The organism is Citrobacter sp. CK198 (assembly GCF_030333295.1).
In the GTDB taxonomy this organism is placed as follows: Bacteria; Pseudomonadota; Gammaproteobacteria; order Enterobacterales; family Enterobacteriaceae; genus Citrobacter_B; species Citrobacter_B koseri.
Genome location: NZ_JAOWGE010000030.1, coordinates 489,874 through 513,239 on the forward strand (window position 1 = coordinate 489,874; position 23,366 = coordinate 513,239).

A 23,366-nucleotide genomic window follows, 5' to 3' on the forward strand; every position below is an offset into this window, starting at 1 on the left:
GGAGCATTTATGCTACACTGCGCGCCTGTTTTATTGCCGGTGGTACCCAAGTGGCTCAACACGCTGTTTATTTCCCTGATGCCTTTCTGACGCAAATGCGCGAAGCAATGCCTTCGACACTCTCTTTTGACGATTTCCTCGCCGCCTGCCAGCGCCCGTTACGTCGCAGCATTCGCGTGAATACGCTAAAAATTTCTGTGACCGACTTTCTTGCCCTGACGGCACCCTATGGCTGGTCGCTGACGCCTGTTCCCTGGTGCGAGGAAGGTTTCTGGATCGAACGCGATGATGACGAATCGTTACCGCTGGGCAGCACCGCCGAACATCTGAGCGGCCTGTTTTATATTCAGGAAGCCAGCTCAATGTTGCCGGTCGCCGCGCTGTTTGCTGAAGGGAATACGCCGGAACGTATTATGGATGTTGCTGCCGCGCCGGGTTCGAAAACCACCCAGATCGCCGCGCGGATGAATAATCAGGGCGCCATTCTGGCGAATGAATTCTCCGCCAGCCGGGTCAAAGTGCTGCACGCCAACATCAGCCGCTGTGGGATCAGTAATGTTGCCCTGACCCATTTTGATGGCCGCGTCTTCGGCGCCGCGCTCCCGGAGACATTCGACGCTATCTTGCTGGACGCGCCCTGTTCAGGTGAAGGCGTGGTGCGCAAAGATCCCGACGCGCTTAAAAACTGGTCTGTCGAAAGCAACCTGGATATTGCCGCCACACAGCGGGAACTAATCGACAGCGCATTTCACGCGCTGCGCCCTGGCGGTACGCTGGTCTACTCCACCTGCACGCTAAATCGCGAGGAGAATGAGTCCGTCTGCTTGTGGCTGAAAGAGACCTACCCGGAAGCGGTTGAATTTTTGCCTTTAGGCGATCTGTTCCCGGAGGCGGAGCGCGCGCTGACGGCAGAGGGTTTTTTACACGTTTTCCCGCAGATTTACGACTGCGAAGGTTTCTTTGTCGCCCGTTTGCGTAAAACCGCAGCCATTCCCCCGCTTCCCGCGCCTGGCTATAAGGTCGGCAAGTTTCCGTTCGCGCCGATGAAGGGGCGTGAGGCGACGCAAATCACTCAGGCGGCTAACGCCAGTGGACTTCAGTGGGGAGAAAACCTGCACCTCTGGCAGCGAGATAAAGAGGTGTGGTTATTCCCGGCAGAGATTGAAGCGCTGATCGGAAAAGTCCGCTTTTCCCGCCTGGGTATAAAACTGGCGGAAAGCCATAATAAAGGTTATCGCTGGCAGCATGAAGCGGTGATCGCCCTCGCCGATCCACATCATGCCAACGCATTCGAGCTGTCTCATCAGGAGGCGGAAGAGTGGTATCGGGGGCGGGATGTCTACCCGCAAACCGCGCCGTCTGCCGATGATGTGCTGGTCACATTCCAGCATCAGCCCATTGGGCTGGCGAAACGGATTGGTTCCCGGTTGAAGAACAGTTATCCACGTGAACTGGTTCGCGATGGCAAACTCTTTACTGGTAACGACTGAAAGCGGTCAAAAATAGCGCACTTTTTTACTGGCGCTTTTGCTGAAGTTGGCTACGCTGAAATTTGGGCGATCAAACTGGTCGTACCACAATCAGCGAACTAACGGAGAGCACGATGATGAAAACCAGTGTGCGCATTGGCGCTTTTGAAATCGACGATGCCGAGTTACATGGCGAATCGCCGGGGGACCGAACGTTAAGCATTCCCTGTAAATCCGACCCAGATTTATGTATGCAACTGGATGCCTGGGATGATGAAACCAGCATTCCCGCCATTTTAAACGGAGAGCACTCTGTTCTATTCCGCACCCGTTACGATCGTAAGTCCGATGCCTGGGTCATGCGTCTTGCCTGACTCAAAAAGAACCCGTCGCCAGACGGGTTATTTATTTCACCCTTTCCCCCTTGCGACAACCTCTCCTACACTATCGATACGGCAGGACAATTTGAGGATGGAATGTTCGCACTGGTACTTTTTGTTTGCTACCTGGACGGCGGCTGTGAGGACATTGTGGTGGATATCTACAATACTGAGCAGCAGTGCCTGTATTCGATGGACGACCAGCGGATTCGTCACGGTGGCTGTTTTCCGGTCGAAGACTTTATTGACGGTTTCTGGCTACCCGCTCGCCAGTACAGTGATTTTTAATTACTGAAGTTGAACCAACGTTAGTTCCCCGCCAAATACCGCGCCGGTATCAATATAGTGCAAATTATCGATATCAACGCGATGACGCAGCGGCGTATGACCAAACCAGAAGTGATCGGCCCCGGCAATGCCGTTTCCCTGACCCGCATGCCGCTCGCTCAACCGGGAACGACGCCATAGCACCTGGTGTAAATCCACCTCTTTTTGCCAGGCATAGACCTGATGCGGATAATCAGCATGCGCCACAACATGCATGCCGTTCTGGCAGTGCAATTCCAGAATCCAGGGTAAACGCTGACAGTCGTCGAGCGCTTTCCTCGCCAGGCGCTGCTGGTTTGCCGACAATGCGGCATACCAGTCGCCGCCGTTCATAAACCATAACGACAACTGCGAGGCGGCCAGCGCGTCTAACGCCATCTGCTCGTGATTCCCTCTGACGGCAACCACCCACCGTTTGTGCAGAAGTTCCAGACACCGCAAGCTGTCAGGCCCACGGTCGATCACATCCCCCACCGACACCAGCAGATCCTGCCACGGATCAAACCGACACTGTCGTAGTTTCTCCATCAACTGCGAAAAACAGCCGTGGAGGTCGCCGACAATCCAGACATGCCGCCACTGACTCCCCTCAATTTTCTGATAGACGTTTTCCGGCTGTTTCATTGGTTCACCATCAGTAAAAATGAACCTGACATACTTAACCATAGCAGGAAATCTTCAGTCGCAGGCCGCCTCTCCTGAGACCATTAATTATTTTTATAGCAATAATTTAACCTGCAATAATTCTTGTTGATTTCAATAAAATCATATAAATGCCAACTTATGTAAAAGTGTAATGATAATTATTTTTATTATCATTTTCATGCATTATCTTATTGACTTTGCTTTTTTTAACAAAGGAAGTTCGATAATGCGTATTAAACCTCTCGCTTCACTTGTCTTATCTTGTCTGGGCGCCACAAGTTTTAATGTTTTTGCAGAAGATGTCATGGTCGTCACCGCATCGGGATACGAGAAAAAGATCACCAATGCGGCAGCCAGTGTTTCTGTTATTTCACAACAAGAATTACAGACCAATAAATATAATGATCTTGGCGATGCTCTCAGGGCCGTTGAGGGAGTGGACGTTGAAAGCAGTACCGGAAAAACAGGGGGGCTTGAAATAAGTATTCGTGGGATGCCTGCCAGTTATACCCTTATTCTTATTGACGGTATTCGTCAGAATGGAACATCGGATGTAACACCGAATGGCTTTTCTGCAATGAATACCAGTTTTATGCCTCCACTTTCAGCCATTGAACGTATAGAGGTTATACGCGGGCCCATGTCTACACTTTATGGGTCAGACGCCATTGGCGGCGTGGTGAATATTATTACCAAAAAAAGCACCGATAAGTGGAGCACGGCCATTAATACGGGAGTGAACCTACAGGAAAGTAATAAGTGGGGAAACAGCACAACCGCAAATTTCTGGTCAAGCGGTCCCCTGATTCCTGGCTCGCTGGATATGCAGGTTCGTGGAAGCACAACCCAGCGACAAGGCTCCAGCATTACATCACTGAGCGACACCGCAGAAACACGCGTTCCTTATCCCACTGAGTCGCAAAACTACAACATCGGCGCGAGATTTGACTGGAAAGCCAGCGCAAACAATACGCTATGGATGGATCTCGACACATCCCGACAGCGTTATGATAACAGCGACGGTCAGCTTGGTAGCCTCACGGGAGGATATGATAAAACGCTCCGCTATGAGCGCAATAAAGTGACGTTAGGACATGACACCGCCTTAACGTTTGGTACATGGAAATCGTCTCTTAACTGGAATGAGACAGAAAACAAAGGACGGCAGCTGGTTTCCTCCGCTCTGACGCCCGATCAAGCCTGGAGAGCGGGTGACGATCGTGAACTGAAAAATACCAATGTTATTCTCAACTCGGTGCTTCTCACGCCGCTGGGAGAATCACATTTACTGACGGTGGGTGGCGAATACTGGGACGCACGAATGAAAGATGGCGTCGTTCTGGCCAGTTCAGGTGAAAAGTTCCATCAAAAAAGCTGGGCGACTTACCTTGAAGATGAGTGGCATATTCTGGATTCTCTGGCGCTTACCGTAGGGAGTCGCTATGAACATAACGACGTATTCGGCGGTCATTTCAGTCCTCGTGGCTATCTGGTCTGGGATATGACAGATGAATGGACGCTCAAAGGGGGAATCACAACCGGTTATAAAGCGCCTTCTCTTAGCCAGTTACATAACGGCATCAGCGGTGTTTCTGGTCAGGGAACAATCAATACCGTCGGTAATCCAGATTTAAAACCTGAAGAAAGCACCAGTTATGAAACCGGACTTTATTACGATAATGGCAATGGGTTCAATGCCAATATAACCGGATTCTACACTGAATATCGCAATAAAATTGTTTCTTATTCGATTGATGACAATACCAGTAGCTATACCAATAGCGGAAAAGCGCGTACCGATGGTGTCGAATTTGCAACATCGTTCCCGCTCTGGTTGGATAATTTGAGTCTGTCGCTCAACTATACCTATACTCAGAGCAAACAGAAAGATGGAGATAATAAAGGCGCACCGCTCAGCTATACACCAAAACATATGGCAAATGCCCGCGTTAACTGGCAGGCGACAGATGATTTAAATGCCTGGCTAAGCGCCCGCTATCGCGGTAAAGCGCCCCGCTTTACTCAGACCTATGACAATCTCAGTGCGGTACAGCAGAAAGTGTATGATGACAAAGGCGCAAATCTAAAAGCATGGACAGTGCTGGATATGGGGTTATCTTATAAACTGACTAAAGATTTAACCCTGAATACCGCCGTCAATAACGTACTGGATAAAGACTTTAGCGACGTCAAATTATATCAATCTGGCCGTTCCAGCACCTATGCTGGCGATTATTTCCAGACAGCGCAGTCAACGACCGGATACGTTATTCCAGGTCGCAACTACTGGATGTCTTTAAACTATCAGTTCTAATAATACAGCAAGCGTCCATACACTCCGTATGCGGCGCTTGCTTATCTTTTTGTGAGTATAAACAGCCCAAAAACACACGGATATTAATTAATAAATATCTACCCTCACAATATGAATTACCCAATAAAATCAATCTGATTATCGTTATCGCACATCTTGAAAAGATTCAAGGCATTAAAAAATAGAGAATAGTCACTGAACAACCCCACTCTTCAATGTGATATCGCTGAGGCATTCTTTGTTGCGACGCAATTCACAACCAGGAAACCTCGCCGTCATCACCGTTAATTTCATTGATGTAAATCAATTCTCTTCATGCGTAGTTACGCGAAAGTAACAGTGATGTGAATTAGTTGCGAGAAGCACCTTATGTCGATAAAGAACTTTACAGGCAAAACAGTGATAAAAAACATCCGTTTTTCATACAGTTTGCTGAAACAAATAGAGCAAGTGATGGCGAAGGAAAAAACCAGCAATTTTTCTGCATGGGTAAAAGAAGCATGTCGTGAAAAAGCCCTGAATTCCAGTACGCCCAAAGACGTAAATAGAAACAAAAATTAACTCTTTATAGCTACGACCAAAATGAAAAGATGCTTATTTATTAGTAAATACACCTTTATCCTGATATCTATTGGGAATGTTATCTATTTCATTTTGAATTATCACGCATTAGACGCGGTGTTGATCATACTGTTTTATGTCGCTCTGATTTTTACCCCTGTCATCCTCATTCTGCGAGCCTTCTGTGCGCAGCATGAGTAACTCATCGAGCATGATTCATAAACGTTCATCCATGTAAACCTGGCTTCACACGGCACTCTGACGCACAAAAATTAACATACCAATCAAAAAACCCTGGACGCACTCGGTACAGAGTATGTTATGGTTTGGACAGGATATGGAAAATTCGAGTAACTTTCGTGTGGTTTCGGGTTAGTATCTGAAAACATACTTCAAAACAAACAGATAAAAAGAGACCGAATACGATTCCTGTTATCGCCAAGACACAAACAAAGACAGTAAATTCAAATAGATATAAAACAAATAGCGCACTTTTCAAGCAAAAACACATCCATTCTCGTACTTTTATAATCAAATACATACCACTTTTTTCGTTGGTGTTCGGGAGAATTTCGGCTCGCCAATGATTTCTGGTGGTATGTTAGCTGGTAATCTCATGGATAGTAATACATGTAATCCCGAACTTTCGGGATTCAGCAAAATCAATGCCATCTCTTTGCAAAGATCAGATTATCGCTGTGTGTTCTGAGTATGGAGCCCCGTTCAGACTTCCTGTTTCGTGTTACTGATGATAAAGTATTGGGATGAGAAAGACGATAATCCTCTCAAGAGACTCTATTTGTAACAAAATTCAGTAAAAATAAGGATATATTCAATGAGTGCCCCTTTCTTGTTAAGCGTCATAATTCCTTGCTACAACTGCCAAGATTATATTTATGAATGCTTGCAATCTGTATGCCGTCAAATTGATGATAGTGTTGAAGTTATTGTAATTAATGATGGTTCAACAGATAACTCTCTTAAAGAGATAGAATCTTTTATCAAAAAAACGCCCCAGACTGTCAGAGTGATATCACAAGAAAATCAGGGAATATCCATTGCAAGAAATAATGGAATAGAGGCATCATCTGGAAAATACATTGCTCTACTGGATGGAGATGATCTTTGGGCACCATCCTTCTGGGAGAAAACCCGTCCAATAATAGAGAATGGTGAGACTGATTTAATAGAGTTTAATATAAAAGTATTTTATGAATATGATAACAAAATGAAAATCCCATCAATAACGTCATCAGATGGACATTTTAAAATAAAATCAATAAATGATTTACGTGAAACTTTTCTAAGAAGCCAATGGTATGCCTGGGCCAGGATTTATAAAAAAGATTTATTTAATGAATTAAGATTTCCCGCTGGGAGACGTTACGAAGATGTTGCATTATTACCAAAAATATACCTTTCAGCAAAAGAGATTCACCGTATAACTGATGAACTGGTTCTCTATCGCATCAGGCAAGGAAGCATAACCAACTCCACAACAAGTATGGATGTTGATGACATAATATATGCTTTGGGTGTTTTCAAAGAATTAGCCAATAATAAAACTAAAGATGAGATTGAAGTCATATCACCATCTGTATATATTACATACAACCTCGCGAGAAAAATAAGCAAAAGAGTTTATGGGTATTGTTTTTTTAACAGCACACAAATCCATGATATAAAGAAGGCTCTCAAGCCATACTTTAAAACACAAAAAATAAGCCGTCGCATCAGATTGTTTTTTATCCGGGAACTTTGCTTTGTAAATAAATTTAAATACAAATTAAGGCTTCTCGCTGGCACGAAATAGCGTAAAAAGGAGCGACCTGTGTGGTTGCTCCTTTTTAACAGATATCGCCAAGCAATAATTCAGTACATAGCGTTAGTCTACATGCGTTGTCAAACAGGTAGCTCAGGCCACTCCGGTTTACTGGTATCAACCCTGTTAACCATCACGCTGTATAGCTCCCATGCTTCGAGCTTTACGACTTCTTCATTTGTCGCCAATTTCAGCTTTACGGCACGGGAAAGCGGAGCTATTGCAGCATCTGCCATAGCAAGTAATTCGGCTTTCTTTGCTTCCGCCTGCGCGATCAATTCTTCCTGTGAATATTCGCGCGGCTGAATTTTCCCGTCCTTGAACACCCAGCCCCCCATAATGTCCACATCCTGATTTTCTGGGGTAATTTCGACTTCTACGACGCTGAAATCACGCGGGTAAATACTCGACACATCTTTGCTGATACAGCAAATAACCCCTGATTTATCGTAAGCAACTTTCAGTGTATCCGGTAGAAAATCAGCCTGGGACTCATACCAGTCACGTCCATCATCAGAGATGAAAAATTCCGCATTATGCTCGTCCATCAAAAACAGATTATATGCGTCATCAGGAGTGTATTTCGTCAGGTTCTTAAGGTGTTGCATGTTATTTCCCCTCATGACTTAAGTTGTGATATTAACCCAGGTGCCGTTAATATTTTTTTGAACGTATCGGACAAGCAGAGAACCCACGTTTGATGAACCGCCGACCATTTGGATCGCTGTGGCGAATGCAGCGTCATTTGATGAGTATCCGCTGCCGTCACGGAATTCCCTGACTTGCGTTGCGCTTACTCGAATATTTTGCACGTAGCGTGCATCAGACGCAGCCTTTGTGTAAGCTTCGCCAGCAGGGGTGTAATTGCCTTTCGCTTGGTAACGCGCATCAAAGTTCGTATAATTGCCTGGAATGACTTGTTCTTTCATTGCCAGTCGCCCCATACGGACATCGATATAACCCATGATGCCGCGTGGAGCATCGGCAGGAAAAGAACTATAAAAACCTATTCCATACCAGCTTTGCAGTAATAAATTCGCGCCATTAAAACTGGCATCATCAGCGCCAAAGTTAATGCCGACCATTCCGGCATCGCCGACCTTACTACCCCGTAGAGTAAGCCCTTCATTAAATCGAACGAATTTACTAAACACGCCTCCATTCGATGCGGATACGGCATCAACATCCGATGGGGTGGGCTTATATAATGTATTGTAGAATCTTGACCATGTAGCTGTTTTATTCGCTGTATTAACAAGGCCGACATAAAAATGTACGCTGCTGGTCAAAGTTACCAGGTATTGATTGCTGTAAATATTGCCAGCGTAAACGGCGAATCTTGTATTACCAGAATCAGCAGGGATGCCCACTGTCGGCGAGGTAGTTCCGCTTCCCATCGCGTTATACTCGCCTGAGCAAGTAATATCGTAAATGCTGGCTAACGACTTCACACTACCGTTACTCACACCAAGCCCGTAATCACCGACCTTCAATACCCGGCCAGCGGTTGCGTCATAATTTGATGTTGTCACATCGCGAAAGGCAGCGGTTCCCAGCCCCGCATAAATCGCGCCGGGGTTAGCAACGTTAAAGAAGGTTTTCGTTTTATCCATCAGACAGACAAGCGCCACGTCCTTTAAAATATCGTTAGCCACCAGCGGGGATTTATTTCCCTTATACAGAGGAAACGTGCCGAGAGCTTTACCACCTAATGTGAGCTGTAGCGTCGCGGCACCAGTATTATTCTGTGCGGGATAGACAACAATCGGCGTACGCAATGTCCAGTCTGTAGCGTTATCGACAAAATACGTGGCCGGTAGTGCCAGGGTGAGCGCGTTCGCCGTCCCTCCCGCCACGCCCGCCGTATAGTGCCCGCTCTGTAGCTGTTCAATTTGAACGAACTGATTTTCTGAACCGCGTGTTGCGAAATTCGCGATCACATCATTTAATGACCAACCTTTCGCTGTCGTTCCCTCTCGCCCGCGCACTACAGTCAGGGTGTCATCGCTGACTGATTTCAGATGACAGATTTCGAAAACTGTTTCTTTCGCATCTGTGAGCGTTATTTTGGCGTAAGTTTTAAGCGCATTTGAGCTATTTGCATAATCATAAGTAAGCAGGTTAGCAAACATCGCCCCCGTACCGGGCATAACCTGAATAGTCGTCTGGCTGGCAGTGATATCTGCGGCCAGAGAGGAAACGACATTATTTCCAAATCCAATAATCATTGTTCAACCACCGTTACATTGTAGGTGTAAATAAATGGGAGTTTCACAAGAGACTGGCTAATTGCATCTTTTAGAAAAAAACCGACACCGTCGCCATAGTCAGGAATAGAGATATAAAAAACGCCCTTATCGGGCGTCACACTAATATCAAAGGTATCCTGGACTGGAGGATCTATCCCATTAGTCCCATGTATAAATCGCGCCAGTCGGCGTTTTAGCCAGTCTATGCAGAAATGAGAACCATCGCCTTTATAAAAATTCCAGGTCAGGATCCGTTTAAAGTAATCATCAGGAACATAGGATGCCGAACCCGGAACATAATTCTTCAATTTTGCATAAGCAACGTTGTTATACTCAACCGTGTTATAAGCCCCACGCGCAATAGCATCCTCAGAAATCTGGAGCAATGGACGTTTTTCGCCGTATATACCCAGTGCGATCCAGTCAAGCAGATCACCAGTAATAGCAGGAGACGTCCAGCATGGAAGATTCAGGTTATTGAGATAATCAAGGTATCCCTGCGCCAGTTGATTATAAGCGTTAAACAAGGCTGAAATATTTGGATCGTCGTTGTACTGAGTATACGGGTAAGCCGGAATAATTTTATCAAGAGGTGCTGGCATATTGCTTAACCTGAATTTGTGATGCGGAGGTAGAGAAATACGCGTATGTATCACCATACACCAGACTTGAATCAGCAACAGGAGGCACTATTTGCCCGTTAATTCCGATCTGAACGTCGATCATAGAAACAAGAGATGCGGAAACAAGCCCCTGTACCGACTTAAGAAATAGATCCTGAATCTGGTAAATGTTGACAGGTTCGCCGACTGCGATCGCATTGATGTAATCAGCAATATCTGGCTGTACTGCTTTCTCTATCCCCGTAGGATCAACATAGGTTGTTGATACGGTATTCCATGTAATTATCACTGAAACATTCTGCGACGATGGCACGACATAAGGCACCTGATATGTATCAGGATACACAATGATCGGTATCGTTTTTTTCTCAACGGGGGAACCGGACGGATTCGATACATCATTTGTCAGTGCAGATATGTCCGGTACTGACTTATAGATAGCATAAGCCACCTCATAAGGATCCCCGCCACCAGCGACCGCAACCCATGATCCGAGTGATGCCTGTCGATATGAGATCAGGTTCTCCTGTACGCCGTAGACGTTTTTCAGTTCAATACGGTAGCAGTCCGGCGTTCCCTGTACGCCGTACATACCGGCCTGAAAAACCTGTGCTCTGTAGGATGAAAATGATTGCTCCGGCGCACCGGGCAGACCATCCGTCAGGTTGGTACATGTCAGGTTATACGAGTCAGGAACAGACGTTTTTATCTGGTTCACAGAACCCGCAGGCACCGCCCATGTTCCCTCAGTTGTTGCCAGGCAATAAACCGGCTCAGTTTGCCCGCTTTCCGGGATCATCGTGTCCCGTTGGACTGCATAAGTGTATGACCCATCTCCGACCATAAAACCTTTCGGGATAGCAAATCCCGGTGGCCCGCTGAACACTTCGTAAACGGATGTATTAGTTCCCTGTCCTTTCTGCACGCCATACATGCCGCCCAGTTGTGCAAGCAGATGAACGTTCGCAGCATACGGACTACAGGAGTTGATCAAATCAACACGCGCCTGGTCACACACGACGAGCGCACCGACACTCGTACTGACCATATCCTCAACTAAAGAGCCGGGTAAATCCGTTGTAATGCCCGGCGAAAGAGCTGTCGCAGTATCAATAACAAGCTGCCGTAGTTCATCCGTCGTTTTAGGAACAGGACCGGCAATATCATAACTGATCGGTAAATCACTCATACGTATACCTGCGCCACAATTTTAGAGCCTGAGTTGGTAATCACTGAAATGTTGTAGACCGGGGGATCAACCCCCATAAGTGCTATCTGGAGAGAGGAAAAATATTTGCTGAACTGCTGCTGGAGCCTGTTTACATAAAAGGTAGGCAGTATCTGCTGAATCACAGAACCATTCGCAGGTATGCCGTGATTTGCATAAAAAGGGGACTCCTGAGGAGCAAGCTTGAGATTCTGAACCAGCGTCGTGAGGTAAACAGAATCGTTAAAACCGTTTTCATCGGTGGTAACCGTAACCCATCTGCCGGATTCATCCCGCCCGTAAGTTCTCATTCTGTGATACTCCCGTTAAACGTTGATATCGGCCCCCCGGTGTTATTTCCGTTGTTGCCGTTGGAGTGCTGATGGGAATTGAGCCACTGAAGAAGCTGCTGCCAGCCCTCATGCATGATTTGCGGGCTTGTGCTGGCCGCGCTGTCCTGGAGTTTTCCGCTCTGCCCTGTGAGAGACCACATGCCCGCTGTCAGGGTCAGCACAGTATTACCTACCGTCACTTTGAACTGTTTCGGCGTAGCGATCGTGATGCTGTCCGGTGTCAGAAGAAACGTGGTGTTACTTTTGGCGTCCCGGATTGTCACGCCCTCCGGCCCGTAGAGGGTTAAAACCTGCCCGTCAACATCCTCCCACTCTGTATGGCTGATCGGTAAAAATACCAGCGAGCTAAGGTTAGCCGGGGGCGTCAGATCAGCGGTTCCCCCTCCCAGGCCGCTTGCACCACCGAGATACGTATCAGCAGGAATAACGATCCCCCTGTCCCCTTTTTGCATCGGATACCGGATGTACTGGGGACCAAACAAGGGGATTGTCAGTTGTGGCAATGTGTAGGGAATATCGCGGAGCAGAAAAGATACGGTAATCATCTTCCCGGATTGTTTAACGACTGATGCGGGTAATACCTTACCGGCCATTTGCATAGCATCAGCAATTTTCTGGTCAGCAAAATTATGCATATTGCCGCCGAAATTTAGCTTCTTATCAATACTCATGTCGCTGCAAGCCCTCCTGTCGGATGTGCCTCCAGCACGGTTACCCAACTGTTAGCGTCCGGTTGCCTGCTGTTACCTACCGGCCTGACAGAGGACACAAGGAAATCGCCAGTAAAAGCAGAATCATCGCGAAACTGGGAATAAGAGGAAGCCTGGATCATCGGTCTTAATTTTTCAGGCATACGGATATAATCCCCTACCTGAATATCGCTACGCATGACACACGGGATGCTCACCGTACCAAACTGAATCCACGTAGGCTGACCGACGAGATCGGTAAATTCGATCTGGACTGGGTTTTTACTCCTGTACGATGCGCTTTTTTTCGAATCTTTATCCTGGTGGTTAGAAAAATCGTTATCAAATACACGGATCTCTTTACCGTTGACCATAGCTATTTCAACGCCAGAATAATTATTGTCTTTAATAATGCTTTTGCTCAGCGTTTTGAGTTTTGTTGCAAGCTCAGTAAGGCTTCCGCAAAACATATTATTATCGTAGTTGTTGATTAACTGATCGCTGATGCTGATCGAGTATCGGTAATCGCCTCCCATCGTCTGAAAACACTGTGTCAACGCAACAGAGAGTTTAATCCCTTTATTCCACGGCACCGTTAAATTGACTGGCGCCAGAGGCATCGGGTTGACGTTCGACACTGGCCCGGCGGTAACAATGAGATCCATACGCAATTCAGTACCCTGCCAGTTACCCAGAACCTGCCAGATTGTCCCCTCCAGTACCAGCCCCTGTTGCTCCGGTTTCGCCAGTGGTAACCCCTTTGACATTCCGACCCACATTTTTATCGTCATGCCAAACATATTCTGTCTGGCCTGCTGCATATCCTGCGGGCTGATCCCCCAGATGGTGATGCAACTCTTCCCTTTAGGGGTCGACTCACCAAAACGAAGGATATCAAATTCAATCATCAGACAACCGGGGTTATATACCCCGTTTTTAAGACTGGTATACTGCCTGTACAGCGTTCCGGGGTTTCCATTGGTATCAGGATGATTAAAAATCTGAATGTCATAAAAACGCATCAGTTAATAACCTCTATTTGACCATCAGAAATACGCCACACCATTTTTGTTGTACTGAATGCCCCAACAAGCAAATTAATGTCGTAATTATTGGGAGAGCCAATTACTGGAATTGTCAGCTGTCGCCGACCTGAGTTATCCGTAATGTTGAGATACCAGCGCTGGGCAGCGATATTCCATTTTGTCTGGCAGTTATAAACCTCGCCATCAAGAATGGGAGTAAAAACCATGCTTTTCTGTTCATTACCAGAAAAGGGATAAAACGAAGTGCTCATAGATTAAACGCCCCGCTCAGTTTACCGATCAAGCCAATTACAGCACCTGATACACTGCTACCCAATGAGGTGTTACCGATCGCCGAAACGGTGCTTGTCCAGGCGCTTTCCGTCGCCTTATCACCGTTATCTATTTTGCTCAAATAGCTGTTAATAGCCTGATCTGCGCCCGTTTCAGAAATCAGGGGTTGCTCAAAATCCCAGAGCCATTGCCGTTGCGGTAAGGTGTCATTTGAGCCGGTAACATCGCGCACCGTTCTCAGTATGCAGTTGCTGTAAATTATGCCCGGTGTTGCAACGATAAATGTTCCGCCAAGATTCGCATGCGCCTGCAAGACTGCCTGCAATGCACTCAGGGTGACAAGTTTTGTCATAGCGCCAGTATTTTCGTTTACTGGCGCATCCATCAGCAGAGGAATGCGCAGAGGCTGAGAAAGTAGCGCATTTGCTGCCACTGCCTGATTTGCAAACGGGTAGCGACCGATATCGTAATCAATCATTGTCGCGCCGGGCGCAGCTCGCCAGTGGCAAAAATACTTATCCAGGTCTGTAAGTTCGATAGCCCCACCCAAAAGGCCAGAAACATAGCTGGCACTCTGGGTAAGGGCAACTATCGGTAACATACCGCCGGGAATACTCTGTGCAACACCATCGCAAAGAATTACCGGGGATATTTCAAAACCGAGCTTGTAGAGCTCGCGGGTAAATGACATTAACCGAACCCTCCAAGTTGTGTACTGGAGACAATCGCACTACCACCAGTGTTGTTATAAACGACAAGACCCTGAGCATTACCACGCTTCTGGTTGTCCAGAATTTGTTGCAGGATTTGGTCAGTTTTTCCCGAACCTGGCTGAGCCTGCGGCGCCACCGGCGCACTCTGGTTTGTTCCGGGCATATCAGAACCGTAAAGAGCGACATATTTCTCTCGTACACGCCCGGGGTATTCGCGATTCTCCTTACTTCCCCTGTTCTTTCCGCCGTTGTACCAGCGCAGCATCTCTTCAACATCGTCTCCCGCCTGGCCTTTCGCCCATGACATAACCCGCGCGCCAGCCATGATGTTATCGCGAGGGGAAAAAGGATCTTCACCGGGCTGAAAATTCATAGGCATCACCTGCATCAGACCCTGTGCACCAGCTTTGCTGACAGCATTCTGATCCCATGACGATTCCGCTGCGGCCACTGATTTAAGCAATTTCGGATCGAGATCGTATTTTTTCGCGGCCTCTTCGAAATACTCATCATAGGTGGTAGGTGCAACGCCTGAGGCGCGTTTTGCAGATTTCAGCCATCCCCAGACACGCGGATCGCTTTCGCTTCCGGGAACGTAACTTTGCCCCGTTTTTTCATCAGTTACCGGCTTATCTCCAAGAATGGACGATCCCGACGCCACGTCGTCAACTGACAGGCTTGTCTTTCCTGCGATCCAGTCAATAACTTTACCGATGATGTGCGCCAGCCGTTCGACACCTGACATAAACGCCTCAACATCCTTTTTTAACTCAGGCGAAGCCAGATAGTTACCAAAGCGCCGGATACCATCCGAAAGGCCATCAATCCATTTCCCCAGTTCCGGGGACTGTAAAACCGTTTCTATCGCACCTGAAAACGCATCAGAAAGCTTGTCCAGTTCTGGCGCCAGTGGAGCCAGACCACGGATAAAGGTATTACCGATACTGACTTTGCTGCGATCGAGCTGAACGTTAAAATCCTGCCACTGACGGAGCTGCTGATCGGTCAGTTGCAGGCGCTGGGTATCTTTCTGCGCCTGTTTCGCCATCGCATCGATTTCCGCATCGCTCATATTTTTAAAGCGATTCAGGTCATCGAGAGAGAAGTAGTTCGTCAGACCGTAGGCTTCTGCCCCCTGTTGCGTACTGCCGTTACGTACAAAAATATCCCGTGCGCTGCGGATCATCTGCGGTAACAGCTCCGCCGGATCCTGATTCGGGTTATCAATCCCCATAGCCTGGAATTGCCAGCGTTTGCTCAAATCCAGTTGAGCATCACGTATCGCACCAAGCGTACCTGTCGGGTTACCCAGCGCCTTCTGATAATTGACAGCGCTCGCACTCAGCCCGCCAGCAGTTGTACCCAGCCCCAAAGCCGTAAAACGCTGCGCGGAAGCATTTCCTGCAAGACGATTAAGCCCCCACAACCCGCCAGCGCCAGCCAGCCCGGAAAAGAGGCCCAGCACAGTTCCCCATGAAAAAAGGCTGCTTGTGGCATCTTTGATATGACCGGCCAGTGATTTTGCATCCTTGCTGGCTTTATTCAGGAAGTTGCGGGCGCCACTGGATTTCTTGCTGAATTCCGCCTGGGTTTTTGTGGCCTTTTCCAGATTACCATTCAGGCGATCAAGGCCATCATTGACAGAAGCAATTGCGGCCACACCATCGGTAAACGCTTTTGTAATGGCTTCGGTGCCATCACGAACCCGCTCTGTTTCCTTTGCGGTTTCACCGAGGCCATGAACCGCCCCCCGCCATTGTTCCGGTAACTCACTGAGCGCTTTCTGGTATTCATTGAATTTTTCCAGGAACGACTGAAATTTTTCGTCCTGAACATCAATTTCAACAATGGATTTAGCTGCCATTGAAATACCCCTTGCGTTTTATTTCCTCCAGCATGAACCGCTGCCGGAAATGGAGAGGGCTTTTGTATTCGCCGCAATCCAGTTCACGGCAGAGGTGACTGAAGCCTTCACAGGAGGCCCATGTCAGGAGGGTATGTGTGATGGTTCCGGCAGGACTTCCGGGATCGGGGTATCGGTAACCGTTTTCGACGTCGGTAAAGAATCGCGATACGCCGTAGCGCTCAATGACACGAGTCGCCCACTGTACATATCGAGCGCTTTCCCCACCGTCGTGGCGATCAGGCTCGCTTTCTGAATAGCAGAGCTCACCATAAAAAAAACCACTTCTCCCTCAACTTCCCTGTACTCATCATCGGTGATGATTTCCTGCTTAAATGCAGCATCAAGTGACGACGTTTTCCATACCCCCTGATCGTTCCAGATGACCGTCGTCAGACGCTGGATATCATCAACAATCGTCGGCGTTCCCGGCTTAAGATCTCCCGCTTCCTGTCGTGATTTGATGATGTTACGCAACATCATCGCTGCAACTCGCGGCGCGCCAACAGAACCCACAAGGGAGAAAAAGTTGTTGAACAAATTCCCCAGCAGCACACAATTTTGCTCAACGATTTCATACGGGAACGGCACAACATGCAGATACACCAGCGAACCATCATCCCGGGTAATGGTGCTGACGAAATTCAGTTTTCTGTCAATTTTCACGTAAATTAATCCCACATTTTATCGTTGGTGATCAGGTAGCCGGAAATCGTCACGACATACCCCGCATCCATACCGGTGATCGGCAGTTCGTTGAAGTTAACCAGATACGCATTCAGAACCGTGTAGTTTCCAAAAGTGCTTGCATCCGGCGTAATAACGACTTCCCCCAGCGATGTATCAGAGGCGAAGCGTTTCTGATAGCTTGCCGCCAGCCCCTGCGTCCGCAGCAAATGCACGGTGATCGTTACCTGCTGATAAGGGGCCTGGCTCCCGACTGTCCCGGTCAGTGTGGGAATAATGTCCGTTGCAGCAGAATCCGGCCGCATGTTGATCGCATCTTTCCCCAGATATGACGCAGTAACGTTCAGTTCCGGGATATCAGTGACGGTCACAGCGCCCCTGACGCGGTTCAGAAATCCCTGCGGTACTAATGGATTTGGCATTTATTACGCTCCCACAAAGTTGGTTACGTTGAGATTAAACGTAATGGACTCAAAACCTCGACGCGGCGTAACAACCGCGCTAAGGCCGTTATATTTTCCATCTGCGTAATCAGACTGGTTCAGGCTGGTATAGCTGGCGAATGGTACAGCGTTGATAACTGCGTTCCCCGCATAAGCGCCTTTCTCATACTCTTCGTTAAAACGATCCTGCGTGAGCTGCGTATCAATCACCTGCCCCAGGATTAACCCGTAACTGATACCGGAACGGAGAGTTTTAAGCGCGCGGCGCTGCAAGCGACCAATACCCTGCTGATCGTAATAAAGCGGGTTAACGGTGGTGTTCGAACCGTTAATAACTTCATTAGCCAGATCCAGTTCAAGATTGATTGCGCACCAGGCAACTGAGTACCAGTAGTTAAACGGCATGCCATCAAGCATGTGACCGGCTACCAGCATCTTATTGCTCAGGCCACCTTCTGCCGCCGTACCGATATAATTGATATTATTATCCTGCAAAGTTTTCAGCAGCGTGCCGTTACCCGCTGCCGGATATTCCGTAACGCCATACATAAACCGATAGGACATTGGCGGAACCATATTTGAGGAACCAGGGTCGTTTGACAGAGAGGACTGGAACGGCGCCGCCATAGAGAATTCTGTCGCGCCAATTGCAGGAGCTTCAACCCCTGCAAAAACGTTAGGATATTTGCCTGACGCCCAGTCCTGGTATGTCGAAATAGTGGTGGTCACGAAAAATTTAACCAGTGCCCCCGGCGATGTGTAATTGTTCGCCAGCGTTTTAAATGTCGCTTCTGTGTCCCATTCACGCGGCACAAGGTAAGAGAAAAATTTCTGGTACGTGTTCCCCAGAGAAATATCCTCATCAATGAAGAAACTCAACGCGGAAACCGCTGACGCAACGTTCATCTCTCCCAGCTCAAGAACGTAAACAGCGCGGCTGCTCCCCTGCGCCCAGTAAGTGGTGTTCATTTGCTGGATTTCTCCGGCAGCAACAGCAGTTACTGTTCCCATGACCGTTACGGCACCCGGATCGTTACTGAGTGAATAAGTAAAATCGGTATCGCTGGTAATCGTGACGACAAACACGCCGTTATACTCAGCGGGAGTAACGCCAGCAATAATGACTGGAACCTGATCACCAGTATTCCACCCATGCGCTTCGGAAAGCGTTACCGTGACCGTATTTTCTTCCCACGAAACGGATGAAATATTTTTCTCCGGCGCAAGAATATTCTTGAGATCATCTTTTGACGTAAGCAACTGGTAACTTCCTGCCGCCAGAGTTGTCCCCCCGGTTGATACCAGCGCGCCAGACTTCAATAACTGGGATGGTTTCGGCGGATTAGTCACCGACACATTGATATTTACAATTGCCATTTAAATTATTTCTCCACGTAAATGGACGGAATTGCAGACGTGATCAGCCTGCGGGCGACATTCCTCATCCGCTGCTGGTAGTAATTGATTTTGAATTTGACGATTTTCCGCATGGCGATGATATTTAGTTCGTTCTGCGTCACCCGGTCATCTTTAACAACCGGAATATTCATCACGCCCATTTCAGCATCATCACTTAACGTATAGTCCTGGACATAACGCAGGAAATCCTCTGCCGCTGCATTACGAAGCCCGGTGATATAAATCGTCACCTCCTCTGAAACCAGTTGATACTGGTTGGACTTTTCATCCAGATAAAATGCCCCGGCCACAGGAGCCGGATCCCCACATTTAACCGTGGCATACGGCGGCGCCAGATTCTGCAATGACAGCATCGCAGGATACATAGGCATAAAATGATTAAGAGATAACCAGATAGGGAGCGAGTTTGAAACCACAACATCAGCCAGATCGATATCATCAACAGAGTTAATAATCTGCGACAACATATGCGGGTAAATTGCATGCCCGGTGTAATGATAGATGTTTGCCGGTTCGTTCAGCCCGGAACGGCGGGAAAAAGCAAACTGAATACCGTAAAACTCCCCAATGTAGAGCACCTCTGAACCAATATCGTTAAACGGGTCAATATCCGCCTGCGCAGTGAAGGTAACCACGTTTTTATCGTAGAGCTGTTCTTCATCCTGGATCGTTTCGGTCGTCAGGTGCAGGTAGCCTTTTACCTCTCTCGTGTCTGGTTCACTGTTCGGATCTTCGGCAAGAATTGACGCTTTTACCCAAAAAACAAAACCATCAAGCGGAAGAACCTTACGTACATACTTTGTGAATGTGACAGAAGCCGAGCGGCTGATATCCTCCAGCCCCTGCACCAGTGAAGCATTGAGTTCTGTTTTTGCCTGAGACAATTCATTGAGGGAAGGCATTCAGCACCCCACTTACCCAGGCGCGCATTGACGCCTGAAACATGCCTGTATCAATAAAAGAGGGGCGCGGCTCCCCTTTCTTGTTTTTAAAACGCTTGCTAATCCCCTCCAGCGCGCGGGCAGTCGGCACACCTTCTGTGCCGTTCATCTCTGCGTTATCGAGAAAAGCGACAAAAAGGTGATGTACCTGTGACATTGATTCAGCGAAAGGATCCGCAGGAAGCGGCGCACCGGCCAGCATATTTTCGAGACCGGCCGCAAGGTCATCACTCATCATCTGCGCAATTTCTTCGCCGTGACGGTCAAAGAATGTCTGCATGATCCGGTATTTCCCCTCAAGAATTTCAGCCACATCGCCACTGGTCGTATTCTCGTTTTCATAGGGAATATCCATAACGCCCAGATGAAGTTTCATGTAAGCCCCCAGAGATCACCGTATTGCTGTGCAATTGCCAGATACCACCGGCCATAGGGATCTTTGAGTTGTTGCAGGTCGGCAAGAGAGAGATTTTTCAACGCATCACTGACAACCCGCGTCTGGCTTGTTGATTCATCAGAGGACGCACTGATAACACCAGCAGTGAAATTGTTGATACCCAGTTTTTCGCGTACCGAACCGAAGACAGCACCGGGACCGAAGTTGATCAGGAAAGATGCCGCAAGGTTATAAACAGCCTGAGAATAAAGAACCGGGCTGATACATGCGATCTGTCGGTTTACCCAGTCCAGCGACATTGACCATGCAAGAATAATGGCCGGATCATCATCAGGTAAATCGTCGGCGCTAACCTCCATCGTATTACGAATAAACAGGATAAATCCGGCCAGTTCAGGCATAACAACCCTCGCTTATTTTTTCTTTTTAGCGCCTGTGCTAACAGCCAGCGTCTCATCGATAAACGCCGTTTCGTCACGATCATCAGTAGCGCTCAGGCGCTGTTCTGCACTGACTTCCAGCTCGCCGAGATAACCGTTTTCCTGCTCGTTGAGCGCGTTATTTATTGCCAGCACGGATGCCTGACGACGATCATGAGCCGCACGGTTCAGGTGACTGTCGTTATCACGCATAGCCTTCTCGATGACTTTTGACGCTACGGGCTTATCAATGCTGTAGCACAGACCGATATAAACGCGGTTCTGGTCGATCTTTGTCGCATCAATCAGGCCATACTCAGCATGCTGCTGAATAATGAGATCAATCTCTGCGCGGGTGCCGTCGATAACAACAGCCTGGGAACCGGCATTAATCGGGTGATACACAAGGCGCCCGGTTTCAGGTTTGCGATATGCAAAATCGTGGCGCTGTTTGGTTGTATTGGCGATGTACAGTTTCATGTTTACTCCTGGGTAAAAAAATCCCCGCGTGCCATCAGACACGCAGGGAATCAGCGAGGGAAAATTAATCGCTGTATTTCATCGAAATAATGGTCAGCGCTTCAGGACGAAGCACCCAGCCGGAGGTAGAACGCAGCTCGGAAAGCACATCGATCGCCCCGCCCGCAATAGGGGTAGGAATTTCACGCGGTGCAGCCATGTCACACAACATCAACGTGGTGGCTTCCAGTGACGGGCTCAGTTTCGCGAATTCGTTGGTGTTGATCTTCGCGTTAACCTCGGGACGCTCGACTTCTGGCATAGCGATAACAACTGCATCAGTACCGTTAGCACCAGCGCCAATTAGCGTATCGTCATAAGCCCACTCGATCTCACAATCTGCATCATCCGCCACGTTGTTAACAGTGCCTTTCACTGTAGCAGTACCACCGCCAGGACGCTGGTAACTGGTCAACTGGACGATCTGCTGCATTTCCATCGTACCCAGCGTGCGCTGAGGTCCGAGGATAACCATGCGTGAAGCCCGTCCCATTTGCATGGTACGGGTGCGGATCGCCTGAATCTGCGCCAGCAGGAATACTGCCATTTCGCCATGATCGTAAGTCAGAACGGTAGTATTGCCGCCGCTGTCTGCTGGCAGGCTGATCGTGGTCGCGCCGTTGGTGTTCAGGATACCTTCACCGCCCGCCGGGTTCATACCGTAAAGCCCTGCATTTCGCAGTTGCTGGAAAATAGCCTGCCGGGTGCCGAGGCGCTGGGCTTCAGGAAGCGCAATCCCCCAGTTTCCGGCTGCGGCCATATCGTGATGATCGTAAATGGCGCGTGCGCGGAACATGTATGTCGGCGTGCTGACCATTCGCGCATCAAGTGCAACGGATGGAAGCTGGTTTGCGTTACCTGACTGGCTGGATGTTACCTGGGTACGAATATCCAGGCGTTTCATATAAACGTACTGGTCGCCATCTGCCAGGCGAACCAGCGGATTACCGCTTGCCATGACAGAGAACGCGCCGGAAGCCTGCTGATATGACAGGATCATTTCCGGCATGATGTACGACGGACTTACAATTTGATAAGCGGGTGTAATAGCTGGCATCTTTTAGCCTCTCCTGATTACAGCAGAATTAACGCAGCGTTTCCGCTGTCGTTCCAGGTAACAAAGCCAGTAGCCGGATCGTAAGAAACGGTTTTACTGTTACCCATCTGCATTTCGATGATTTTTACCGGAAGGGCAACGTCCTTTACCTGAGCCGCGCCTACGGTTCCCTGAGTGGTTGCATTGCCCGCAGGCACTGAAACCGGGGTAAAAGTGAAAGTTGTCGCCGACGGCACGCTAAGAACCTGAACAGTACCGTTATAAGCCGCCGGAACCGCCCCCGTAATGTCCACATACGACCCGACTTTCAGACCATGAGCGCCGTCGGTCGTCGCGGTTGCAAAGCCTGGCGTAGTTCCGGTGGGCGCAGTCCAGGTGATATCGGTTGTAGCAACTTCTTCTGCCACTGTGCTGAATACATCCAGACAATCGTCAACAAAGTTCCATACCAGCGGCTGATTAACGGAAATACCAGCGCTGGCCAGAGAGATAACGGCATCAGATGCTTTAACCGGAACGCGCATCCCGGACCCCAGGCGATAAAAAGACACGCTCATGTTACTGAGGAAAATCGGAACCGGTGATTGCGGCGTGGTCAGGCCGTTATGTGCCTGGTTGAATACGGAAAATCCCACAATTTGTGAAAGTGTGACCGCCCGCTTGATGACGCTGCCTCGCGGAGCAGAAGAAGCGCCCGGCACCAGTTCATTTACGGCCAGACCGCCCCAGAGAGGCTTTACTTCATCGCCGGAAAGGGTGCCTGATGCCAGCGCGTAACGTGCTGCCGGATCATCCAGCGCCACGCCCTGGATAAGACCATCAGATTTCGCGTAAAAAGTGCCATACGCGTTAGTGGTCTGCATTGGGTTAACTGACAATGCACTCGCCATGTTTTTTGTTCTCCGGTTGA

26 protein-coding genes are annotated in these 23,366 nt (G+C 48.4%); 6 read left to right on the plus strand and 20 right to left on the minus strand.

Annotated elements, in window-relative coordinates; all coding sequences use genetic code 11:
- Positions 1–50 precede the first annotated feature (50 nt).
- The 3 genes from rsmF (at position 51) to OGY62_RS11255 (ending at position 2,137) form a co-directional block, all read left to right on the plus strand.
- A complete protein-coding gene (gene rsmF / locus OGY62_RS11245) occupies positions 51–1,490 on the plus strand; it encodes a 16S rRNA (cytosine(1407)-C(5))-methyltransferase RsmF (protein WP_286459889.1) in 1,440 nt (479 codons plus the stop codon).
- Positions 1,491–1,606: 116 nt separating this feature from the next.
- On the plus strand, positions 1,607–1,843 hold the full coding sequence (locus OGY62_RS11250; protein ID WP_024130262.1) for a YebV family protein: 237 nt from the start codon (positions 1,607–1,609) through the stop codon (positions 1,841–1,843).
- 102 nt (positions 1,844–1,945) lie between these two features.
- Entirely contained in the window at positions 1,946–2,137 is a 192-nt protein-coding gene (locus OGY62_RS11255; RefSeq protein WP_012132031.1) for a YdfD/YebW family protein, read from the plus strand.
- Here OGY62_RS11255 and pphA read toward each other — a convergent pair whose 3' ends face one another.
- Entirely contained in the window at positions 2,138–2,800 is a 663-nt protein-coding gene (gene pphA, locus OGY62_RS11260; protein WP_047464032.1) for a protein-serine/threonine phosphatase, read from the minus strand. It abuts the gene before it with no gap.
- 247 nt (positions 2,801–3,047) lie between these two features.
- Here pphA and OGY62_RS11265 point away from each other — a divergent pair, with 247 nt between their 5' ends.
- The 3 genes from OGY62_RS11265 (at position 3,048) to OGY62_RS11275 (ending at position 7,509) form a co-directional block, all read left to right on the plus strand.
- Positions 3,048–5,135: a TonB-dependent receptor gene (locus OGY62_RS11265; RefSeq protein WP_104869126.1), complete on the plus strand. Its 2,088-nt coding sequence runs from the start codon at positions 3,048–3,050 to the stop codon at positions 5,133–5,135.
- Positions 5,136–5,504: 369 nt separating this feature from the next.
- A complete protein-coding gene (locus OGY62_RS11270) occupies positions 5,505–5,696 on the plus strand; it encodes a YlcI/YnfO family protein (RefSeq protein WP_012132027.1) in 192 nt (63 codons plus the stop codon).
- An 835-nt stretch (positions 5,697–6,531) separates the two neighbouring features.
- Positions 6,532–7,509 (plus strand): glycosyltransferase family 2 protein, encoded by a 978-nt coding sequence (locus OGY62_RS11275; protein ID WP_194208781.1) that lies wholly within the window; start codon positions 6,532–6,534, stop codon positions 7,507–7,509.
- A gap of 89 nt (positions 7,510–7,598) precedes the next feature.
- On the opposite strand, the gene OGY62_RS11280 is transcribed toward OGY62_RS11275, so the two are convergent.
- From OGY62_RS11280 to OGY62_RS11370, 19 genes are all read right to left on the minus strand, one after another.
- Positions 7,599–8,126, minus strand: a complete 528-nt coding sequence (locus OGY62_RS11280; RefSeq protein WP_194208782.1) for a tail fiber assembly protein — start codon at positions 8,124–8,126, stop codon at positions 7,599–7,601.
- Positions 8,127–8,144: 18 nt separating this feature from the next.
- Positions 8,145–9,746 (minus strand): tail fiber protein, encoded by a 1,602-nt coding sequence (locus OGY62_RS11285; protein ID WP_194208783.1) that lies wholly within the window; start codon positions 9,744–9,746, stop codon positions 8,145–8,147.
- Positions 9,743–10,369, minus strand: a complete 627-nt coding sequence (locus tag OGY62_RS11290) for a hypothetical protein (protein WP_194208784.1) — start codon at positions 10,367–10,369, stop codon at positions 9,743–9,745. Before OGY62_RS11290 ends, OGY62_RS11285 begins: the two co-directional genes overlap by 4 nt.
- The gene (locus tag OGY62_RS11295) at positions 10,353–11,579 is read right to left on the minus strand and encodes a baseplate J/gp47 family protein (RefSeq protein ID WP_194208785.1); all 1,227 of its coding nucleotides are present in this window, start codon (positions 11,577–11,579) and stop codon (positions 10,353–10,355) included. The genes OGY62_RS11290 and OGY62_RS11295 overlap by 17 nt, the downstream gene beginning before the upstream one ends.
- Entirely contained in the window at positions 11,576–11,908 is a 333-nt protein-coding gene (locus OGY62_RS11300) for a hypothetical protein (RefSeq protein WP_194208786.1), read from the minus strand. Before OGY62_RS11300 ends, OGY62_RS11295 begins: the two co-directional genes overlap by 4 nt.
- The gene (locus OGY62_RS11305; RefSeq protein WP_194208787.1) at positions 11,905–12,621 is read right to left on the minus strand and encodes a hypothetical protein; all 717 of its coding nucleotides are present in this window, start codon (positions 12,619–12,621) and stop codon (positions 11,905–11,907) included. Before OGY62_RS11305 ends, OGY62_RS11300 begins: the two co-directional genes overlap by 4 nt.
- Positions 12,618–13,661 carry a hypothetical protein gene (locus tag OGY62_RS11310; protein WP_194208788.1) on the minus strand — a complete coding sequence of 348 codons (1,044 nt, stop codon included), beginning with the start codon at positions 13,659–13,661 and terminating at the stop codon, positions 12,618–12,620. Before OGY62_RS11310 ends, OGY62_RS11305 begins: the two co-directional genes overlap by 4 nt.
- On the minus strand, positions 13,661–13,936 hold the full coding sequence (locus OGY62_RS11315) for a hypothetical protein (RefSeq protein ID WP_194208789.1): 276 nt from the start codon (positions 13,934–13,936) through the stop codon (positions 13,661–13,663). Before OGY62_RS11315 ends, OGY62_RS11310 begins: the two co-directional genes overlap by 1 nt.
- Positions 13,933–14,649: a hypothetical protein gene (locus OGY62_RS11320; protein ID WP_194208790.1), complete on the minus strand. Its 717-nt coding sequence runs from the start codon at positions 14,647–14,649 to the stop codon at positions 13,933–13,935. Before OGY62_RS11320 ends, OGY62_RS11315 begins: the two co-directional genes overlap by 4 nt.
- Complete coding sequence (locus OGY62_RS11325; protein WP_194208791.1) at positions 14,649–16,535, minus strand: lytic transglycosylase domain-containing protein; 1,887 nt, start codon at positions 16,533–16,535, stop codon at positions 14,649–14,651. Before OGY62_RS11325 ends, OGY62_RS11320 begins: the two co-directional genes overlap by 1 nt.
- A gap of 123 nt (positions 16,536–16,658) precedes the next feature.
- Positions 16,659–17,246, minus strand: a complete 588-nt coding sequence (locus OGY62_RS11330; RefSeq protein ID WP_194208861.1) for a hypothetical protein — start codon at positions 17,244–17,246, stop codon at positions 16,659–16,661.
- Positions 17,246–17,683: a hypothetical protein gene (locus OGY62_RS11335; RefSeq protein ID WP_194208792.1), complete on the minus strand. Its 438-nt coding sequence runs from the start codon at positions 17,681–17,683 to the stop codon at positions 17,246–17,248. Before OGY62_RS11335 ends, OGY62_RS11330 begins: the two co-directional genes overlap by 1 nt.
- Positions 17,684–17,686: 3 nt before the next feature.
- Positions 17,687–19,081 carry a hypothetical protein gene (locus OGY62_RS11340; protein ID WP_194208793.1) on the minus strand — a complete coding sequence of 465 codons (1,395 nt, stop codon included), beginning with the start codon at positions 19,079–19,081 and terminating at the stop codon, positions 17,687–17,689.
- 5 nt (positions 19,082–19,086) lie between these two features.
- Positions 19,087–20,025 carry a hypothetical protein gene (locus OGY62_RS11345; protein WP_194208794.1) on the minus strand — a complete coding sequence of 313 codons (939 nt, stop codon included), beginning with the start codon at positions 20,023–20,025 and terminating at the stop codon, positions 19,087–19,089.
- The gene (locus tag OGY62_RS11350; protein WP_194208795.1) at positions 20,009–20,440 is read right to left on the minus strand and encodes a hypothetical protein; all 432 of its coding nucleotides are present in this window, start codon (positions 20,438–20,440) and stop codon (positions 20,009–20,011) included. Before OGY62_RS11350 ends, OGY62_RS11345 begins: the two co-directional genes overlap by 17 nt.
- Positions 20,437–20,862 carry a hypothetical protein gene (locus tag OGY62_RS11355; RefSeq protein ID WP_194208796.1) on the minus strand — a complete coding sequence of 142 codons (426 nt, stop codon included), beginning with the start codon at positions 20,860–20,862 and terminating at the stop codon, positions 20,437–20,439. Before OGY62_RS11355 ends, OGY62_RS11350 begins: the two co-directional genes overlap by 4 nt.
- A gap of 12 nt (positions 20,863–20,874) precedes the next feature.
- A complete protein-coding gene (locus OGY62_RS11360) occupies positions 20,875–21,360 on the minus strand; it encodes a hypothetical protein (protein WP_194208797.1) in 486 nt (161 codons plus the stop codon).
- 64 nt (positions 21,361–21,424) lie between these two features.
- On the minus strand, positions 21,425–22,456 hold the full coding sequence (locus tag OGY62_RS11365) for a major capsid family protein (RefSeq protein ID WP_194208798.1): 1,032 nt from the start codon (positions 22,454–22,456) through the stop codon (positions 21,425–21,427).
- A 17-nt stretch (positions 22,457–22,473) separates the two neighbouring features.
- Positions 22,474–23,346, minus strand: a complete 873-nt coding sequence (locus OGY62_RS11370; RefSeq protein WP_194208799.1) for a hypothetical protein — start codon at positions 23,344–23,346, stop codon at positions 22,474–22,476.
- Positions 23,347–23,366: the final 20 nt, after the last annotated feature.

Excerpts from the sequence above, each read along its gene's own strand:
- OGY62_RS11265 (WP_104869126.1), top strand. The coding sequence starts at position 3,048 with ATGCGTATTAAACCTCTCGCTTCACTTGTCTTATCTTGTCTGGGCGCC.
- OGY62_RS11325 (WP_194208791.1), bottom strand. The coding sequence starts at position 16,535 with ATGGCAGCTAAATCCATTGTTGAAATTGATGTTCAGGACGAAAAATTT.
- OGY62_RS11290 (WP_194208784.1), bottom strand. The coding sequence starts at position 10,369 with ATGCCAGCACCTCTTGATAAAATTATTCCGGCTTACCCGTATACTCAG.
- OGY62_RS11315 (WP_194208789.1), bottom strand. The coding sequence starts at position 13,936 with ATGAGCACTTCGTTTTATCCCTTTTCTGGTAATGAACAGAAAAGCATG.
- OGY62_RS11360 (WP_194208797.1), bottom strand. The coding sequence starts at position 21,360 with ATGAAACTGTACATCGCCAATACAACCAAACAGCGCCACGATTTTGCA.
- OGY62_RS11310 (WP_194208788.1), bottom strand. The coding sequence starts at position 13,661 with ATGCGTTTTTATGACATTCAGATTTTTAATCATCCTGATACCAATGGA.
- OGY62_RS11350 (WP_194208795.1), bottom strand. The coding sequence starts at position 20,440 with ATGAAACTTCATCTGGGCGTTATGGATATTCCCTATGAAAACGAGAAT.
- OGY62_RS11250 (WP_024130262.1), top strand. The coding sequence starts at position 1,607 with ATGAAAACCAGTGTGCGCATTGGCGCTTTTGAAATCGACGATGCCGAG.
- OGY62_RS11300 (WP_194208786.1), bottom strand. The coding sequence starts at position 11,908 with ATGAGAACTTACGGGCGGGATGAATCCGGCAGATGGGTTACGGTTACC.
- OGY62_RS11255 (WP_012132031.1), top strand. The coding sequence starts at position 1,946 with ATGTTCGCACTGGTACTTTTTGTTTGCTACCTGGACGGCGGCTGTGAG.
- OGY62_RS11340 (WP_194208793.1), bottom strand. The coding sequence starts at position 19,081 with ATGGCAATTGTAAATATCAATGTGTCGGTGACTAATCCGCCGAAACCA.
- OGY62_RS11295 (WP_194208785.1), bottom strand. The coding sequence starts at position 11,579 with ATGAGTGATTTACCGATCAGTTATGATATTGCCGGTCCTGTTCCTAAA.
- OGY62_RS11305 (WP_194208787.1), bottom strand. The coding sequence starts at position 12,621 with ATGAGTATTGATAAGAAGCTAAATTTCGGCGGCAATATGCATAATTTT.
- OGY62_RS11370 (WP_194208799.1), bottom strand. The coding sequence starts at position 23,346 with ATGGCGAGTGCATTGTCAGTTAACCCAATGCAGACCACTAACGCGTAT.
- OGY62_RS11270 (WP_012132027.1), top strand. The coding sequence starts at position 5,505 with ATGTCGATAAAGAACTTTACAGGCAAAACAGTGATAAAAAACATCCGT.
- OGY62_RS11345 (WP_194208794.1), bottom strand. The coding sequence starts at position 20,025 with ATGCCTTCCCTCAATGAATTGTCTCAGGCAAAAACAGAACTCAATGCT.
- OGY62_RS11285 (WP_194208783.1), bottom strand. The coding sequence starts at position 9,746 with ATGATTATTGGATTTGGAAATAATGTCGTTTCCTCTCTGGCCGCAGAT.
- OGY62_RS11275 (WP_194208781.1), top strand. The coding sequence starts at position 6,532 with ATGAGTGCCCCTTTCTTGTTAAGCGTCATAATTCCTTGCTACAACTGC.
- OGY62_RS11365 (WP_194208798.1), bottom strand. The coding sequence starts at position 22,456 with ATGCCAGCTATTACACCCGCTTATCAAATTGTAAGTCCGTCGTACATC.
- pphA (WP_047464032.1), bottom strand. The coding sequence starts at position 2,800 with ATGAAACAGCCGGAAAACGTCTATCAGAAAATTGAGGGGAGTCAGTGG.
- OGY62_RS11320 (WP_194208790.1), bottom strand. The coding sequence starts at position 14,649 with ATGTCATTTACCCGCGAGCTCTACAAGCTCGGTTTTGAAATATCCCCG.
- OGY62_RS11280 (WP_194208782.1), bottom strand. The coding sequence starts at position 8,126 with ATGCAACACCTTAAGAACCTGACGAAATACACTCCTGATGACGCATAT.
- OGY62_RS11355 (WP_194208796.1), bottom strand. The coding sequence starts at position 20,862 with ATGCCTGAACTGGCCGGATTTATCCTGTTTATTCGTAATACGATGGAG.
- OGY62_RS11335 (WP_194208792.1), bottom strand. The coding sequence starts at position 17,683 with ATGCCAAATCCATTAGTACCGCAGGGATTTCTGAACCGCGTCAGGGGC.